This window comes from Streptomyces sp. NPDC094032 (assembly GCF_040303965.1).
Taxonomy (GTDB): domain Bacteria; phylum Actinomycetota; class Actinomycetes; order Streptomycetales; family Streptomycetaceae; genus Streptomyces.
On record NZ_JBEOUE010000022.1, the window covers coordinates 122,430 to 135,612 of the forward strand.

At 74.6% G+C, this 13,183-nt stretch carries 9 protein-coding genes; 3 read left to right on the plus strand and 6 right to left on the minus strand.

Annotated elements, in window-relative coordinates; all coding sequences use genetic code 11:
* Nucleotides 1-87: 87 nt before the first annotated feature.
* Nucleotides 88-453 (minus strand): MGMT family protein, encoded by a 366-nt coding sequence (locus ABTZ54_RS27125; RefSeq protein WP_351667928.1) that lies wholly within the window; start codon nt 451-453, stop codon nt 88-90.
* Between the two features lie 159 nt (nt 454-612).
* Between ABTZ54_RS27125 and ABTZ54_RS27130 the strand changes: the two genes are divergently transcribed.
* From ABTZ54_RS27130 to ABTZ54_RS27140, 3 genes are all read left to right on the plus strand, one after another.
* Nucleotides 613-3,255: a flippase-like domain-containing protein gene (locus tag ABTZ54_RS27130; RefSeq protein WP_351667930.1), complete on the plus strand. Its 2,643-nt coding sequence runs from the start codon at nt 613-615 to the stop codon at nt 3,253-3,255.
* 201 nt (nt 3,256-3,456) lie between these two features.
* Nucleotides 3,457-5,034: an alpha/beta hydrolase gene (locus ABTZ54_RS27135; RefSeq protein ID WP_351667932.1), complete on the plus strand. Its 1,578-nt coding sequence runs from the start codon at nt 3,457-3,459 to the stop codon at nt 5,032-5,034.
* A gap of 63 nt (nt 5,035-5,097) precedes the next feature.
* On the plus strand, nt 5,098-6,675 hold the full coding sequence (locus ABTZ54_RS27140) for an alpha/beta hydrolase (RefSeq protein ID WP_351667952.1): 1,578 nt from the start codon (nt 5,098-5,100) through the stop codon (nt 6,673-6,675).
* Between the two features lie 71 nt (nt 6,676-6,746).
* Here the strand turns inward: ABTZ54_RS27140 and moeZ are convergent, their stop codons facing one another.
* From moeZ to ABTZ54_RS27165, 5 genes are all read right to left on the minus strand, one after another.
* Nucleotides 6,747-7,925 (minus strand): adenylyltransferase/sulfurtransferase MoeZ, encoded by a 1,179-nt coding sequence (gene moeZ, locus ABTZ54_RS27145; RefSeq protein ID WP_351667934.1) that lies wholly within the window; start codon nt 7,923-7,925, stop codon nt 6,747-6,749.
* Between the two features lie 70 nt (nt 7,926-7,995).
* Nucleotides 7,996-8,748, minus strand: a complete 753-nt coding sequence (locus ABTZ54_RS27150) for a spherulation-specific family 4 protein (protein ID WP_351667936.1) — start codon at nt 8,746-8,748, stop codon at nt 7,996-7,998.
* The gene (locus ABTZ54_RS27155) at nt 8,736-9,695 is read right to left on the minus strand and encodes an NAD-dependent epimerase/dehydratase family protein (protein WP_351667938.1); all 960 of its coding nucleotides are present in this window, start codon (nt 9,693-9,695) and stop codon (nt 8,736-8,738) included. The genes ABTZ54_RS27150 and ABTZ54_RS27155 overlap by 13 nt, the downstream gene beginning before the upstream one ends.
* Before the next feature lie 123 nt (nt 9,696-9,818).
* On the minus strand, nt 9,819-11,186 hold the full coding sequence (locus ABTZ54_RS27160) for a hypothetical protein (RefSeq protein ID WP_351667940.1): 1,368 nt from the start codon (nt 11,184-11,186) through the stop codon (nt 9,819-9,821).
* Nucleotides 11,187-11,199: 13 nt separating this feature from the next.
* Complete coding sequence (locus tag ABTZ54_RS27165) at nt 11,200-12,999, minus strand: DUF3492 domain-containing protein (RefSeq protein WP_351667942.1); 1,800 nt, start codon at nt 12,997-12,999, stop codon at nt 11,200-11,202.
* Nucleotides 13,000-13,183: the final 184 nt, after the last annotated feature.

Genomic DNA, 13,183 nt, shown 5'->3' on the forward strand with positions numbered 1-13,183 from the left:
AGCACTCGGGGTGCTCCGGTGAGAAGTACGAGCATCGACGGTACGCGATCCCCGCGGCGACCCGCGGCCGTACCGACCGCCGGGACCTCAGCCGCGCGCCGAACCATCCCCCGGCACCGAGCCGTCCCACCGCGCCCGCCGCATGTCCAGCCTGAACGGCCCGCCCCCCTGCGGCTGCCGCAGCGGCGTCCCCTCCGCCCGGTAGTGACCAAGCGCACGTCGCTCGTGCCCCGGCAGCAGCGTGCCGTCCGCCCGCACCACGCGCCACCACGGCACCGATCCGCCGTACAGCGCCATGATCCGGCCGACCTGGCGCGGGCCGCCCTCCCCCACGTACTCGGCTACGTCGCCGTAGGTCATCACCCGGCCGGGCGGGATCTCCTCCGCGGCCTGAAGGACCCGTTCCGCATAATCGGGCAGCTCGGGCAGCTCCTGGTTCTCCATTCGGGTCATCCTGCCTCACCGCACCGACAACCCCCTGATGCCTCCGTACGGCCCCGCTTCATGCCACCATCGTGCGGGCGGTGACTGGTGATACGAGAACAAGAACAAGTGACGGAAGACGCAGCGGCACGGGCCGCCACGACACGGCATGCAGAGACGGACATGGTGATGGGGCACGACATCCAGCCTCCGGGGAAATCTCCCGGCGAGGCGCCGTCCAACCTGCCCGAGCGCGTCTCCGGCGACGAGCCGCTGCTCGCCGCCCGGGTCCACCGCCCCTCGGACCTGATGCGCCTGCTGATCGGCATCCTCGCCATCGGCGTCGTCCTCGCCATCGCCGCCTTCGCCCACGGCACGACCTCCGGTCTCGAACAGGACATCAACAAGGGCGCCGGCGGCGCCCCCGACGTCTTCGTCAAGATCGCCGGTCTCGTGTCGTCGATCGCCGTCCTGCTCGTGCCGGTCGCCTTCGCCATCGAGCGGCTCATCAAACGGGACGGGCTGCGGATCGCGGACGGCGTGCTCGCCGCGGTCCTCGCGCACGGCGTCACCCTCGCCACCGACCTGTGGGTGGCCAACAGCGCGCCCGGCACCATCCAGGACGCGCTGACCCAGCCGCAGTCCGGCGGCGGGCTCACCGACCCCGTGCACAACTACCTCGCGCCGGTCATCGCGTACATGACCGCCGTCGGCATGGCCCGCAGGCCGCGCTGGCGGGTGGTGCTGTGGATGGTGCTGCTGCTCGACGCGTTCACCATGCTGGTGGCCGGGTACACCACCGCCCTCTCCATCATCCTGACCGTGCTGATCGGCTGGACCGTGGCGTACGGGACGCTGTACGCGGTCGGCTCGCCCAACGTCCGGCCGACCGGCCAGACGCTCCTCGCGGGCCTGCGCCGGGTCGGCTTCCGGCCGGTGACCGCGCTGCGCGCCGAGGGCGTGCCCGACGCGGCGGACAGCGGCGACCGGGGCCGCCGCTACATCGTGACCCTGGAGGAGGGCTCGCCGCTCGACGTGACGGTCGTCGACCGCGAGCAGCAGGCGCACGGCTTCTTCTACCGGGCCTGGCGGCGCATCACCCTGCGCACCATCACCACCCGCCGCTCGATCGTCTCGCTGCGCCAGGCCCTGGAGCAGGAGGCGCTGCTCGCCTACGCGGCCATCGCCGCGGGCGCCAACGCGCCGAAGCTGATCGCCACCTCCGAGCTCGGCCCGGACGCCGTGATGCTGGTCTACGAGCACCTCGGCGGCCGGTCCCTCGACTCGCTGGACGACGAGGAGATCACCGACGACCTGGTGCGCAGCGCCTGGCGCCAGGTGAAGGCCCTCCAGTCGCGCCGGATCGCGCACCGCAGGCTCGCCGGGGACGCGATCCTGGTGGATCGTTCCGGCAAGGTGATCCTGACGGACCTGCGGGGCGGCGAGATCGCCGCGGGCGACCTCGTCCTGCGGATGGACATCGCGCAGCTCCTCACCACCCTGGGACTGCGGGTGGGCGCCGAGCGGGCGGTCGCCGCGGCCGTCGAGGTGCTCGGTCCCGACGCCATCGCCGACTGTCTGCCGCTGCTCCAGCCGATCGCGCTGAGCCGCTCCACCCGCGCGGAGCTGCGCCGGCTGGCCCGGGAGCGCTCGAAGCGGGAGCGCGAGGCGGTGCTCGCCGCCTCCGAGGCCGCCCGGCAGGCCCGCGCGGAGGCGCGGGCGCAGGCGAACCTGGCGACCGACCGGAAGGTGGCCCGGGAGGAGAAGCAGGCCGACAAGAAGGCCGAGAAGCGGGCCCTCGACGAGGCCCTGGACGAGGCCCGCGAGGAGGACCTGCTCGCGCAGATCCGGCACCAGGTGCTGAAGATCCGGCCGCAGGCGCCGGTGGAACCGGTCCGTCTGGAGCGCATCAAGCCGCGCACCCTGGTCAGCCTGATCGCCGGTGCCGTCGCCGCGTACTTCCTGCTCTCGCAGATCGCCCGTACGCCGCTGTCGACGGTCAGCGAGGCCGACTGGCGCTGGGTCGCGGCGGCCGTGGTCTTCTCGGCGCTCAGCTATGTGGCGGCGGCGATGAGCCTGCTCGGCTTCGTGCCCGAGCGGGTCGGCTTCTGGCGGACCGTGGTGGCGCAGGTCGCCGGCTCCTTCGTGAAGATCGTCGCCCCGGCGGCGGTCGGCGGCGTCGCCCTGAACACCCGCTTCCTCCAGCGCGCGGGCGTACGCCCCGGGCTCGCGGTCGCCAGTGTGGGCGCCTCGCAGCTGTTCCAGCTCGGGGTGCACATCCTGCTGCTGCTCTCCTTCGGCTATCTGACCGGTACGGAGAAGTCGCAGTCCTTCACGCCGTCGAGGACGGTGATCGCGGGCCTCCTGACGGTCGCCGTGCTCGTCCTCGTCGTGACGGCCATCCCGTTCATGCGCAAGTTCGTCTCGACGCGGCTGCGCTCGCTGTTCGCGGGGGTCGTGCCGCGCATGCTGGACGTGCTCCAGCGGCCCATGAAGCTGGTCACCGGCATCGGCGGCATGCTGCTGCTCACCGGCGCGTTCGTGTTCTGCCTGGACGCCTCGATCCGCGCCTTCGGGCACGGCGACGTGTCGGTCAGCTACGCCAGCGTCGCCGTCGTCTTCCTCGCGGGCAACGCGCTCGGCTCCGCCGCCCCCACCCCGGGCGGCGTCGGAGCGGTCGAGGGCGCGCTCACCTTCGGCCTGGTCGCGGTGGGCCTCCCCCTGGAGGTCGCCACACCCGCCGTGCTGCTCTACCGCCTGCTGACCCTGTGGCTGCCGGTGCTGCCGGGCTGGCTGTGCTTCAACTGGCTGAGCAAGCGCGAGGCGCTGTAACGGGGAAGGCCGCCCGCCCCGGGAGAGCCATCCGCCCGGGACAGCCGGCCCGGGAGAGGCCGCCTGCCCGGGAGAGGCTGCCCGCCCCGCGAGAGCCCGTCCGCCCCGGGACAGCCCGTCCGCCCGCGAGAGCCCGCCCGCCCGCCACCCGCATGGACCACCTCCCGCGCGGGGGCTCGGCGGGCGGCTCACGATGGGGGCATGCCGATCTCCGCAGCTCAGCGTGCCGCCCTGGTCACCGCGTCCTGTGTGCTCCTCGCCGCCGGGTGCTCGGGCGGCGGAGACTCCTCGGGTGCCATGACCCCCGCCGCCAGCGGGCCCTCGGGGCTCGACCGGCTCGCCGCGCAGAAGCCGGAGTGGTCGCCCTGCCTGCCGCCGTCGCCGGCCGAGGGCGGCGGGCCCGCGCCGTCGCCGCTGCCGGACGGCGCGAAGTGGGAGTGCACGTTCATGGCCGCGCCCCTCGACTACGCCAAGCCCGACGGCGACACCGTCGACCTGGCGCTGATCCGGGCCAAGGCCCGGGACCAGGGGCGGCGGATCGGCTCGCTGGTGTTCAACTTCGGCGGGCCCGGCGGCTCCGGCATCACCGGACTGCCCAGTTTCGCCACCGACTTCGAGTCCCTGCGCTCCCGCTACGACCTGGTCTCCTTCGACCCGCGCGGCGTCGGCCGCAGCGAACCCGTCGAGTGCGCGAGCGACAAGGAGCTCGACGCCTTCTACGCCCTCGACTTCACACCCGACGACGCGGCCGAGGAGCGCACGCTCTCCGAGGCGCAGAAGAAGTACGCGGCCGGCTGCGAGAAGAACGCCGGCCCCCACCTCCCGTACGTCGGCACCGAGAACGCCGCCCGCGACATGGACCTGATGCGGCGGGTCCTGGGCGACGACAAGCTGCACTACTTCGGCATCTCGTACGGGACCGAGCTCGGCGGCGTCTACGCCCACCTCTTCCCGAAGAACGTGGGGCGCGCGGTGTTCGACGCCGTCGTCGACCCGACCGCCGGGGTCGAGGAGGGCGCGCTCGGGCAGACCAAGGGCTTCCAGCTGGCGCTCGACAACTTCGCCAGGGACTGCGTGGACCGGGGCGACGCGTGCGTGCTGCCCGGCAGCAGCGTCGCCGGGATCGAGGGCTTCATCACCGACCTCCTCGCCCAGCTCGACAAGAAGCCGATCCCCGGCATCGGCGACCGGATGCTGACCCAGACCCAGGCCACCAACGGCATCGCGCAGGCGCTGTACTCGAAGGAGTTCTGGCCCTATCTGGAGCAGGGGCTCGACGAGGCCGACGGCGGCAACGGCGCCCTCCTGCTCGCCCTGTCCGACTCCATGAACGGGCGCAACCAGACCGGCTCCTACAGCAACATCCAGGCCGCCAACGCCGCCATCAACTGCGTCGACTTCAAGCAGCGCTTCACCCTCGCCCAGGCCAAGGAGCGCGTCCCCGCGTTCCGTCAGGCCTCCGCCGTCTTCGGCGACTTCATGGCCTGGGCGCTGTCGAGCTGCGCCCAGTGGCCGGTGCCCGGCGCCTGGGACCACCCGAACGTCTCCGCCCCGGGCTCCGCCCCGATCCTGGTCATCGGCAACACCGGCGACCCGGCCACCCCTTACGAGGGCGCCCGCTCGATGGTCGACGCCCTCGGCCCGGGCGTCGGCGTGGAGCTGACGTACAAGGGGCAGGGCCACGGCGCCTACGGCAGCGGCAACACGTGCGTGAAGGGCGCCACCGACGCGTACCTCCTGGACGGCAAGGTGCCGGCCTCCGGCACCGTCTGCCAGTAGGCGCCGCCCCGCCGCCTACGATGACGGTCGGGTACGGATCACGGGGGGTCGCTCATGTCGGGCATGTCGGGTACGGGGATACGCAGGCAGGCCGGGGGTGCCGTGCTGGCGCTCGTGGGGATCCTGGCCGCCGGCTGCACCAGCCCCGGCGGACCCACCGCCGCCTCCGACGGATCCGCGACACCGTCCCGTACGGCCTCCAGCGCTCCCCCGGCCACCGGCGACGCCGGACCCTCCGGCGGGCTGCCGGCCTCGCTCACCGGGCAGCGCCCCGACTGGAAGCGCTGCGCCGCGCCCGAGGGCCGCGAGGCGCCCGGCTCGGCCTGGCGGTGCGCGGAGGTCCGGGTGCCGCTCGACTACGACAAGCCGGACGGCGAGACCATCCCGGTCGCGCTGATCCGCAAGGAGGCCCGGGACCGGAAGGCGCGGCTCGGGTCGCTGCTGTTCAACTTCGGCGGGCCCGGCGCCTCCGGCGTCGACATCCTGCCCGACGCGGCGAGCGAGTACGGCGCCCTCGGGCGCCGCTACGACCTGGTCGGCTTCGACCCGCGCGGGGTCCAGCGCAGCGCCGGGGTGGTCTGCCGGACCGACGCGGAGCAGGACGCCGCCGAGCGGACCGTCGACTACACGCCGGACACGGCTGCCGAGGAGAAGCGCTTCCTCGACGACGCCACCGCCTTCGGCGCCGGCTGCGCCCGCCGCTCCGGCAAGCTGCTGCCGCACACCACGACCGCCGACACGGCCCGCGACCTCGACCTGGTCCGCCGGGTCCTCGGCGACGCCCGGCTGCACTACTTCGGCATGTCGTACGGGACGCAGCTCGGTGCCACGTACGCCCATCTCTTCCCTGCGAACGTGGGGCGGTTCGTCCTCGACGCCGTCGTCGACCCGACCGCCGACAGCGTCGGGCACGCCCGCAACCAGACGATCGGCTTCCAGCGGGCCCTCGACAACTACCTGCGCGCGACCGGGCAGGACCCGAAGGCCGGTGCGGCGCGGATCACCCGCCTGCTCAAGCGGCTCGACCGCGAGCCGCTGGCCGTCGGCGACCGGAAGCTGACCCAGTCGCTCGCCCTGACCGGCGTGGTGATGCCGCTCTACTCGCAGCAGAGCTGGCCGCTGCTCACCACCGCGCTGTCCAAGGCGGAGAGCGGCGACGGCAAGGAGCTGCTGCGGCTGGCCGACTGGTACGACGACCGGGACGAGTCCGGCCACTACTCCACCCAGTCCCACTCCCAGCGGGCGATCTCCTGCGCCGACTCGGCCGAGCGGCCGACGGCCGCCCAGGCCCGCGCGCTGCTGCCGGAGTTCCGCCGCCTCTCCCCCGTCTTCGGCGAGTACCTGGCCTGGGACACGGCCGGCTGGTGCGCCAACTGGCCGGTGCCGGGCGCGGACACGACCCTGGACGTGAGCGCGCCCGGCGCCGCCCCGGTCCTGGTCGTCGGCACCACCGGCGACCCGGCCACCCCGTACGAGGGCGCCGAGCGGATGGCGAAGGCGCTGGGCCGCGGGGTCGGCGTCCTGGTCGGCAACAAGGGCGAGGGGCACGGGGCGTACGGCTCCTCGGCGTGCGTGACGCGGATGGTCGACGCCTACTTCCTGGACGGGAAGGTGCCCGCGTACGGGACGATGTGCTCCTGACGGCGTGAGGGCATGGGGAAGGGCCCGGATCTCGTCACGAGGTCCGGGCCCTTCCCTATATACATATACGCCTAGTAGACCGGCTTCTCGGGCTCGATCTGGTGGACCCAGCCGATCACGCCGCCGCCGACGTGCACGGCGTCCGCGAAGCCCGCGGCCTTGAGCACGGCGAGGACCTCCGCACTGCGGACACCCGTCTTGCAGTGCAGGACGATCCGCTTGTCCTGCGGGAGGTCCTGGAGGGCGGCGCCCATCAGGAACTCGTTCTTCGGGATCAGGCGCGCGCCGGGGATCGAGACGATCTCGTACTCGTTCGGCTCGCGGACGTCGATGATGTCGATGTTCTCGCCGTCGTCGATCCACTCCTTGAGCTGCTTGGGAGTGATCGTCGAGCCGAGCGCCGCCTCCTGGGCCTCCTCGGACACGACGCCGCAGAAGGCCTCGTAGTCGATGAGCTCGGTGACGGTCGGGTTCTCGCCGCAGACCGCGCAGCCCGGGTCCTTGCGGACCTTGACCTGGCGGTACTGCATCTCCAGGGCGTCGTAGATCATCAGGCGGCCGACCAGCGGGTCGCCCACGCCGGCCAGGACCTTGATGGCCTCGGTGACCTGGATGGAGCCGATGGACGCGCAGAGCACGCCCAGGACGCCGCCCTCGGAGCAGGACGGGACCATGCCCGGCGGCGGGGGCTCCGGGTAGAGGCAGCGGTAGCACGGGCCGTACTCGGACCAGAAGACCGAGGCCTGGCCGTCGAAGCGGTAGATCGAGCCCCACACGTACGGCTTGTTCAGCAGCACGCAGGCGTCGTTGACCAGGTACCGGGTCGCGAAGTTGTCGGTGCCGTCGACGATCAGGTCGTACTGGCTGAAGATGTCCATCACGTTGTCGGCTTCCAGCCGCTCTTCGTGGAGGATCACGTTCACGTACGGGTTGATGCCGAGGACCGAGTCCTTCGCGGACGCCGCCTTGGAGCGGCCGATGTCCGCCTGGCTGTGGATGATCTGGCGCTGCAGGTTCGACTCGTCGACCTCGTCGAACTCCACGATGCCGAGGGTGCCGACACCGGCCGCGGCCAGGTACATGAGGGCGGGCGAGCCGAGGCCGCCCGCGCCCACACAGAGCACCTTCGCGTTCTTGAGCCGCTTCTGCCCGTCCATCCCGACGTCCGGGATGATCAGGTGGCGGGAGTACCTGCGGACCTCGTCAACGGTGAGCTCGGCAGCCGGCTCGACCAGGGGTGGCAGCGACACGGAGACCTCATCAATACTCTGGTCGGTTTTCACTACGGTGGTGCTGTCGACAACACTGCCACGCCCCTCCTCATTCCGAGACACCCCGTCCGATACGCGAGACGATTTCGTCCCAGTAGCCGGGCAGGGTGTGGAATTGGTCGGTTTGTCCCGGGCCGCCTCGGCGGTCGGTGAAGAAGACCGTCGAGGCGCCCTGCCAGCGGGCGATCCGCAGGGCCTCGTCCAGGTGGGTCCGGGGCACCCCGTGGACCAGGTGGACGAACTTCCCCGCCGGATAGTCGGCCGTCCACTCCGCCACCTGCGACCAGCGGTACTCCGTCCAGGCGCCGGAGAAGGTGACCAGTTGGTGGGCCGTCTCCGCGTAGCCGGGGTACGGGTGGGTGCCGTGGCCCAGGACGAGATGGGCGTCCCGCTGCCCCGACTCCCCGTCCAGCAACGCCTCCAGCGTCGCCGCGACCCGCCGCACCCCCGGCAGGTCGGCCCGGTCGGTGGGGGCGCGGTCCAGGTAGAAGCCCTCGGCCTTGTACCAGTCCAGGAAGCGCTGGGCGTCCGAGACGATCTCGCCGAAGGGCCGGGAGCCGTGCCGCAGATCGATGTGGCCGAGCACACGGACGCCCGCGTTGCGCAGCTTCCCGGCCGCCTCCAGGCAGTGCGGGTCGGGCCGGGCGCCCGGCCCCTCGGCGACGTTCAGGACGGCCCAGTGGACCGGGGTGCCCGGGCGGGTGAGCTCGGCCCATTCGACGGGGGCGAGCAGCGGGTGGGCGTAGCCGGGGACGCCCATGCCCATCGCCAGGGCGGTGCCGGTGGCGGCTAGATGCGGCATGCCGCCTCCATCCAGATGTCCGCCAGCGACTCCTCCAGGTTGATCCGCGGCCGCCAGCCCAGCCGGTCCCGGGCGGTGCGGACGTCGGCCTGCTGCCAGGGCCCGCAGCCGTCCGGGTACGGGAAGGGGGCGGCGGCCAGTTGCTCGGCGATGGTCTCGGTGCGCGGGGCGCCGATGACCGGGCGCTGCGGCGGCCCGTCCAGCTCGTGGAGGGTGCCGGCGAATCCGGCGACGCGGGCCAGCACGGCGGCGGCGTCCCGGAGCCGGACCGCGCGCCCGGTGCCGATGTTGACGACGCCCTGCGCGGCGGAGAGCGAGGCCGCGTGGACGGCGCGGGCGACGTCCCGGACGTCCACGAAGTCCCGCTGCACGCCCAGGCCGCTGAGCTTGAGCTCGCCGTCGCCCGCCTGCATGGCGCGGCGCATGGCCTCGGCGAGCCGGCCGAGCGGGGAGCCCGCCGGGGTGCCGGGGCCGACCGGCGAGAACACCCGCAGGACGACCGCGTCCAGGCCGGAGCCGAGGACGAGTTCGGTGGCGGCCAGCTTCGACACGCCGTACGGGCCGCCGGGGCGGGGCACGGCGTCCTCGGCGGTGGACGAGCCGGGCTGGCTGGGCCCGTACTCGGAGGCGCAGCCGACCTGGACGAGCCGGGCGCCGCAGCCGCTGCGGCGCAGGGCCTCGCAGACGGTGGCGACGGCGACGGTGTTGTGCCGGGTCAGCTCGCGGGCGCCGCCTCGGGTGGCGCCCGCGCAGTTGACGACGACTCCGGGGTGGACGGCGTCGAGGAAGCGGGTCAGGGCGCCGGGGCTGCCGGTCGCGAGGTCGAACCGTACGTCGGCGTCGTCGCCGCGGCCGAGGGCGGTGAGGTGCACCGCCGGGTCGGCGAGCAGCCGGTCGGCGACGAAGCGGCCGATGAATCCGTTGGCTCCGAGCAGCAGCACCCTCATCGTGCGGCCCCTTCGTGCCGACCGGCCGTGGCGTGGGGTTGGCGCGTCATGTCTCTTGGGTCTCCTTGGGATGGGCAGGTACGGGGGGCGTGCCCGCGGCGTCGGCTCCGCGGGGGCGCCGGGTCAGCGGGCGGTGGCGTGGGCCGAGGCCCGGGAGAGGGCGGTGGTGGCGTGTGCCAGGAGGGCGAGGGCCGCGGCGCCGCACGCGAGGACGGGTACGGCGGCGGGGCCCCAGACGTCGGCGGCGGCACGGACCGGGGCGTCGAGGAAGGCGCAGCCCGGGAGCCGGGCGGCGAGGACGAGGGCGAGGGCGAGGGCCTCGGCGGTGCCGGCGGCGGCGAGGGCGTGACCGGCGGTCTCGGCCGGGCCGTGCGCGGCGAGCAGCCCGGCGAGCAGCAGCAGGGCGCCGAGGGCGAGGGCGCCGGGGCTGAAGCCGGTGAGGGCGAGGAGCCCGGCGAGCAGGGCGAGGGGGACGGCGACGGTGGAGAGCAGCAGGGGGCGGACGCCGGCCGCGAAGTCGTCCAGGCCCCGGCTGGCGGCGAGCCGGCGGCGGGCGCGGACGGCGAAGAGCCGGGCGCACCAGGCGGCGGGGGCGACGGCCAGGGCGAGGGCGAGGAGGGGGCCGGTGTCGAGGGTCCAGGCGCCGTCGGCCGGGGCGGCGGGGCCGCCGGGGACGACCAGGGTCCAGGCGCCGTCGGGGCCGCCGGTCAGGAGCTGGTCGAGGAGGCCGTCGCCGGCCACCGCGTAGGCGAGCAGCCAGAGGGTCCACAGGCGGGCGGCGGGTGCGGTGCGGCCGGCGGCGCGCAGCGGCCCCCGGCGTACGGCGACGAGGAGGGCGGCGGCGAGGCCGAGGGCCCCGAGCACGCCGACCGCGCCGCGCAGCGCCCCCTCGGTGACGGCGAGGGCGACGGTGGCGAGGGCGGCGACGGCACCGGGGGCGCAGACGGCGAGGGCCCGGGCCGCCGGGGATCCGGGGGCGGCCGGCTCGGGCGCGGGGCGGGCGGGGGCGGTGTCGCCGCGGGGCACTCGGGCGTACAGCTCCTCGGCGAGCGAGAAGACGTCACGGTGCCGGAAGCGCGCGGCGGTGCGGTCGGTGACGCCGTGGGCTTCGAGTCCCGCGGCGATCTCCAGGGCGTCCACGGCCCGTTCGCACAGGGCGCGGTGGCGGTGCATCAGGGCCTTGACGGGGTCGGCGGTGGCGCGCCGGGGGGCGCGGGGGCCGAGGACGGGGGCGGGCTGCTGAATCGCTTCGGCAGGCGTGGCCGGGGCGGGGGCCGTGGCCGTGGCACTGGCCGTGACCAGGGCGGGGGCCGTGACCCGGGCCGGGGCGCCGGCCTGGGCCATGGCCTGGGCCGGGGCCATGGCCTGGGCCGGGGCCATGGCCCCGGCCGGGCCCGTGCCGGCGAGGGCGGCCGGGGCGGGGGCCTGGAGCAGGGCCTCGGAGCGGGGGTCCCAGGGGCCGGGGCTGGTGGGTGCGGCGGGGCCGCGCATGGGGGTGCCTCCTTCAGGCATCGGGGTCTCCCGTTCCGGCCGCCGCGGTGACGGGTTGGTCCGCCCAGCTGCCCGGCACGTACGCCTCGGCCGGGTGCGCGAAGGGCACGGCCTGGGCGGTGCGGCGGCACACCGGGGCGTGGGAGAGGAGTTCGAGGTAGATGCCGCGGAACGCCGCCAGGTTCTGTTCGACGGTGAAGAGTTCCAGGGCGCGGGCGCGGGCCGCGGCGCCGAGCCGGTGGCGGCGCTCGGGGTCGCGGAGCAGCGCGAGGCAGGCGTCTGCGAGCGCCTTGGGGTTGCGCGGGGGGACGACGAGTCCGGTGCCGCCGATGACCTCGACGACCGCGCCGACGTCGGTGGAGACGGTGGCGCGGGCGCAGAACATCGCCTCGACGAGGCTCACGGGGAAGCCCTCGACGACGCTGGACAGGACGACGACGGCGCTGGAGGCGTAGGCCTCCTCCAGGGTCGGTGCCTCGGGGCCGCCCAGCTCCTCGAAGGAGACGGGGTTCTCACCGACGGCGTGCCGGCCGGCGGCCTCGTCGGGGAAGAGCTGTTCGGCGAGGTTGCGGCAGTGCGCGAGATACGCGGCGGCGCCGGGCTCGCGCGAGGGCGCGGCGATGATCCGCAGCCGGGCGTCGGGCTGTCTGCGGCGTACGTCGGCGAAGGCGTGCAGGAGGGCGACGAGGTCCTTGGCGGGCTCGGCGCGGCCGATCCAGGAGAGGGTCGCCGGGTCGCCGCTCTCCTCGTCCTCGCCGGTCTCGGCGAAGCGCTCGGCGGCCATGCCGGGGTGGACGGTGCGCAGCTTGGCGCGGTCGGCGCCGCAGCGCTCCTGCCAGCGGCGGGCGTGGGCGTTGCCGGGGGTGAGGAGGTCGGCCCGCCGGTAGACCTCGGCGGCGAGTCGGCCGTGGAAGGCGGCGAGCAGGGCGCGGACCGGGGTGGCGAGCGGGGCGTCGGCGGCGGCGAGGTAGTGGGCGCGCAGCTGGACGCCGTACTCGGTGACGAGCAGCGGGGTGCCGAAGAAGCGTTTGGCCAGGAGGCCGGGGAGGGCCGCCGCCCCGGCCGAGGCGGCGTGGCAGAGGTCGGCCTGGCCGAGCCCGGCGCCCTCCTCGTCGTACCAGTCGAGGGAGAGCGGGCGCAGGGCGCGCTCCAGCAGGCCGAGGAAGGCGAGGTGGTCGGGGACGGTGGCGGCGGCGAGGCCTCGGCGGGCGCCGGGGGCCCGGCCCGCGGCCTCCAGGGCGCGGACGGCGGCCTCGGAGCGGAGCGCGGCGCGCAGTCCGCCGTGGGAGCGGGCGAGTTCGGCGAGGCCGTAGAGCCCGGCGGCGAAACGCTCGGCGGCGTCGGTGTCGGCGGTGCCGTCGGCCCGCCCTTCCCGGGGCCGGCCGTCCGCCCGCCCGCCCCAGGGCTCCCCCGGGACGGGGCCGCGCCCGGGTCTCTCGCCGGCCGCGCCGGTCCGGGGTCCCCCGGCGGCACCGGCGCCGGTTCCCGCGGCTTCGGCCGCCGCGGCCGCCGCGGCCGCCGGGTCGGCGCAGATCCCGTACGCCAGCTCCCGGAAGGCGGCCTCGAAGCGGCGTCGTTCGCGTCGGCCGTAGCCGCGGCCTTCGTCCTCGGGGGCCCAGAGCGAGGCGGTGCGCACCGTGTGGACGTTGGGCGGGAGGGGCAGCCGGCCGGCGGCCTCCTGGCGGGCGTCGCGGGTGAGGGCGTAGATGTCGAACTCGTGCGGGGCGAGGCCGCGTACGAGCCGGTCGCACCAGAGCCCGGACTCACCCGTGGCGTACGGATAGCCACCCTCCGTGAGCAGTCCGATCCGCATGAGCACACCCCCGATCTCCCGTGACGGCGGGCACCTTTCGGTCCGGTGACCCGCAGCGGGAAGAACGTAAGCGGATATGCGGGTGGCGCGATGGACGGTTGCACGTCCTCCAGATGATCATGGACAGTCTGCGGTACTGGGTGACCGAGATGCACGTGGACGGCTTCCGCTTCGACCTGGCGGC